Source organism: Flavobacterium sp. (assembly GCF_035456225.1).
GTDB lineage: Bacteria > Bacteroidota > Bacteroidia > Flavobacteriales > Flavobacteriaceae > Flavobacterium.
Genome location: NZ_DATIDM010000069.1, coordinates 1 through 3,180, shown reverse-complemented (window position 1 = coordinate 3,180; position 3,180 = coordinate 1). Strand labels below are relative to the sequence as shown.

Annotated in this window: 5 protein-coding genes; 2 read left to right on the top strand and 3 right to left on the bottom strand. The window is 35.8% G+C overall.

The window, feature by feature from the left end; all coding sequences use genetic code 11:
* Window positions 1-88: 88 nt before the first annotated feature.
* Window positions 89-568, bottom strand: a complete 480-nt coding sequence (locus VLB74_RS04040; protein WP_325202180.1) for a GyrI-like domain-containing protein — start codon at window positions 566-568, stop codon at window positions 89-91.
* A gap of 89 nt (window positions 569-657) precedes the next feature.
* On the opposite strand from VLB74_RS04040, the gene VLB74_RS04035 reads away from it, so the two are divergent.
* Window positions 658-1,614, top strand: a complete 957-nt coding sequence (locus tag VLB74_RS04035; RefSeq protein ID WP_325202179.1) for an ion channel — start codon at window positions 658-660, stop codon at window positions 1,612-1,614.
* Window positions 1,615-1,668: 54 nt separating this feature from the next.
* On the opposite strand, the gene VLB74_RS04030 is transcribed toward VLB74_RS04035, so the two are convergent.
* On the bottom strand, window positions 1,669-2,211 hold the full coding sequence (locus VLB74_RS04030) for a YceI family protein (protein ID WP_325202178.1): 543 nt from the start codon (window positions 2,209-2,211) through the stop codon (window positions 1,669-1,671).
* 7 nt (window positions 2,212-2,218) lie between these two features.
* A complete protein-coding gene (locus VLB74_RS04025) occupies window positions 2,219-2,566 on the bottom strand; it encodes a hypothetical protein (protein ID WP_325202177.1) in 348 nt (115 codons plus the stop codon).
* A 102-nt stretch (window positions 2,567-2,668) separates the two neighbouring features.
* On the opposite strand from VLB74_RS04025, the gene VLB74_RS04020 reads away from it, so the two are divergent.
* Window positions 2,669-3,067, top strand: a complete 399-nt coding sequence (locus VLB74_RS04020; protein WP_325202176.1) for an OB-fold protein — start codon at window positions 2,669-2,671, stop codon at window positions 3,065-3,067.
* The last annotated feature ends 113 nt before the right edge of the window (window positions 3,068-3,180 follow it).

Here is a 3,180-nt window from a genome sequence, read left to right as displayed (position 1 = left end):
GTAAATCAGTTCAATCCGGATGATCAGTATGCTATTTTTAGATGTGTACACGCGGTAGCTCGAAAGAGGGAACTTTTATTGTAGGTGATTATGCTTTCGCCTTAATCGGGATCCAGATTTCTTCTTCAGAATTCGAATTGCCGTTTTTGTATTTCTCTCCTAAAACTTCAAAATGAGGCCGGTTGTCTAAATGGTATTCCGAATTTGGGAGCCAATCATTGAAGATAAATTCGAAGATTCGCGTGTCGGTATTTGAGCCCTTATAGAAGAAAACAGCATAGAGTCCGCATTGCAGTACAAAAGTTTCCATTTCATTAGGAACAAGTTCGAAATTACTTACTTCTATCGTTGCCCATTTTTCGAATTCGGTATTCGGACTGAAATTTTCGAAGTAGCCGGAAGGATAAACCTGCACAGAATAGCGATCAGTTCCAATTCTGTTTTGAATTTCTTTTTCTGAAATCATGAAACTTCGCCATAATTCGAAAGTCGTGTTATTGATTAACGACATGCTCTTTCGTTTCCCGATTAGTTTTTTTTCGGATAACAATTCAATTCTCGGGTTCATTTGCATTGATTTTTCAGGATCAAAAATACCAAATAAAACTTACGATTCATTAGTTTAAAATTTATAGCTTTACTTAAACGTAATTACTCATGGCCTTTCTAAAGAAAATAAACGCGCGGGCAAAAGCGGATGTCAATACCGGTTTTGGTTCAAATTCCTCCAATTACGGGGGTAGGTTCATAAATAAAAACGGAGATGCGAATGTAAAGAAAGAAGGGATTGGTTTTGTAGAAAGTATCAGTTGGTATCATACAATGTTGGTGCTTCCGAAATGGAAATTTATGTTGGTTATTTTTGCCTTTTATTTAATGGTAAATCTTTTTTTTGCCAGTGTTTATTGTGTTATCGGGGTGGATCATCTCAAAGGTATTACAGCAGATAATGCTATTGATAAATTCGGTCAGGCTTTTTTCTTCAGCGCCCAGACTTTTACCACTGTGGGTTATGGGCATATTAGTCCGACGGGTTTTTGGACCAGCTTCGTTGCTTCTGTGGAAGCTTTGTTTGGGTTGTTGAGTTTTGCAATTGCTACGGGTTTGTTCTATGGAAGGTTCAGTAAGCCTAAAGCTTTTATTCGTTTTTCGGATATTGCCGTTATCGGACCATATAAGGATATGAAGGCATTAATGATTCGAATGACTCCATACAAGAATACCAATCTTACTGAAGCTGAAGCACGATTAACTTTAGGGATGACATTAGAAGAAGACGGAAAAACGACCAACAAGTTTTATCCGTTGGATTTAGAGTTGCATCGTATTAATGCATTGACGCTTAGTTGGACGGTTGTGCATCCAATCACAGAAGAAAGTCCGTTGTACAATCTGACAAAAGAAGATTTTGAAAACAATCAAGGGGAGTTGGTTGTTTATGTGAAGGTTTTTGATGATATGTTCAGTTCTTCTGTAGTGAAACGTACTTCATATACCTTTGATGAATTTGTATATGGGGCTAAATTTATTCCGATGTTTTCCAAAAGCGAAGACAATTCTCATACACGCCTTTATATTGATAAGTTGAGTGCTTTTGAAGAGGTGGAGCTTTAAAAAAAAGCCCTTCAAATAAATGAAAGGCTCGGTAAAATCCATAACTAACACAAATTATTTGAGAACACAGTCGACATCGATGTTTACTGTTTTTGAAACTTTCTTGCTTACGACGCTTGGAATTTCAATATCGAAATCATCTGAATTTACAGAGAAAGCTGTGGTAAGAGAGATGGCATCACCTGATTTTTTGATTTTTGCGGGGACTGATATTTTCTTTGATTTTCCGTGTAATTCCAATGTGCCTTTAATGGTGAATTCCTTTTCGGTTTCTGAAAGTTTGGACATATCAAAGTCAACTACTTTGCCTTTAAAAGTGGCTTTTGGGAACTTATCGCTTTCAATGTAATTTTCGTTGAAGTGTTCTTCCATCAGGGCTATTTTAAATCGAAATCCTTTCATCAGTGCTAAAGCAGCGATATCGCCGTTGTCAGTATTTAAGACTACGGTGGTTGTTTTGTTTTCGGCTTTAACTTCTTCAAAAGAAGGTACAGAGGCTTCAAATTTTACCTCTCCGGTTTTTGTCATTTTTTTGGATTGAGTAAATCCTAAAAATGTAATTGAAAGAAGGGCTGCTAAAAATAATTTTGTTTTCATGATGTTTTCATTCAGGGAAATTTGCGTTTCTCCATTCTGTTATAAGATTGATTTGCGATTGCGGTAATCGCGATCTTCCGTACGGCATTAAAAATGCTGGGTCAAAGCTCGAAATTCGGTCAATCAAACCCCTGTGCAGAACAGCATCCTTTACTTGGTCATAGGTAAGCAACGGCATTGGCGCTGCGTTTTGTGGAGGTTGAGAGTGACACTCAATACAATTTTCAGTAATTATTGGTTTTATTGTTTCGTTATAGGTTATGTCTTCCGGAGTATCTCCTATTAAATCTGATTCGGAGTCATTTGTGCAACTCCAAAGAAGCATCGCAGACAAGCCTAAAAAGATGTTTCTCATTAAAATCATATTGTGATTAAATTAATTATGATTAAAGTTATGATTTTTATTGTTGAATTAAAAAGAAAATTAGTTAAATTTGTAAGAAATAATCAGGTAAATATGAAAAGAAATAAAATTTTAGTAATTTTAGCTTTAATCTTACTGGCACTCGTAGGTTATTTTGTTTATTCTTATGTGTATCATTCCCATCGTGACATCGCTTCGGAAAAAGGTAGTTTTACTGTTACTGCAAAAGATGTCTATAACGAATTTAAGGCAGATGAAAAAAAAGCAAATGAAAAATACCTTAATAAAACCATCGAAGTAATCGGAACCGTTTCTGGTTTGGATGTGGCCGGAAATGCTGTAGTTATTGATGAGAAAATGTTTGCTGTCTTTGATAAAATGCCTCAAGATATCAAAGAGCAGTCTAAAGTGAAAATCAAAGGACGTTTTATAGGGTATGATGATTTGCTGGAAGAAATGAAAATGGATCAATGCTTACTTGAATCAGAATAGCTATGAAAAAAGTAATTGTGACTTGTGTGTTTTTTCTTTTTTTTCAGTCGGTGTTTTCTCAAGCGGATCTGTTTGATGTGGCCCGAAAAGGAACTGTTCAGGAAATGAAAAAC

What these genes read in the sequence shown, in the direction of transcription:
- VLB74_RS04040 (WP_325202180.1), bottom strand. Translation starts at nt 568, where the DNA reads ATGAACCCGAGAATTGAATTGTTATCCGAAAAAAAACTAATCGGGAAA.
- VLB74_RS04035 (WP_325202179.1), top strand. Translation starts at nt 658, where the DNA reads ATGGCCTTTCTAAAGAAAATAAACGCGCGGGCAAAAGCGGATGTCAAT.
- VLB74_RS04030 (WP_325202178.1), bottom strand. Translation starts at nt 2,211, where the DNA reads ATGAAAACAAAATTATTTTTAGCAGCCCTTCTTTCAATTACATTTTTA.
- VLB74_RS04025 (WP_325202177.1), bottom strand. Translation starts at nt 2,566, where the DNA reads ATGAGAAACATCTTTTTAGGCTTGTCTGCGATGCTTCTTTGGAGTTGC.
- VLB74_RS04020 (WP_325202176.1), top strand. Translation starts at nt 2,669, where the DNA reads ATGAAAAGAAATAAAATTTTAGTAATTTTAGCTTTAATCTTACTGGCA.